Here is a 235-nt window from a genome sequence, read left to right as displayed (position 1 = left end):
GTCGAGCATCTCGTCGAAGGACTCCAGCCATTCGCTGGTTTCCTCCGGATCGATATCGGGTAGATACGATGCCACGCCTTCGCGGATCACCCGCACGCGTTCCCCGGTGGGTTTGGCACCGGGCGCCGCGGGGTCGGTCGGCGAATCGGAAGAAGCTGCAGAGTGGATCAGGTCGGTCAAATCTGCTCCTCGTACTGGGGGCTGAACTGCTTGTCGGCGTCGCGGTCCCCGGGCT

At 64.3% G+C, this 235-nt stretch carries 1 protein-coding gene; it reads right to left on the bottom strand.

From position 1 onward, the window contains the following. On the bottom strand, window positions 1-180 hold a 180-nt coding region (locus ACTT8P_RS38730), incomplete at its 3' end, for a hypothetical protein (protein WP_442836473.1). Window positions 181-235: the final 55 nt, after the last annotated feature.

This window comes from Streptomyces sp. JW3 (assembly GCF_052216785.1).
GTDB lineage: Bacteria > Actinomycetota > Actinomycetes > Streptomycetales > Streptomycetaceae > Streptomyces.
Note: the sequence above shows the minus strand (reverse complement) of the source record. Positions and strands in the feature narration are given on the sequence as shown.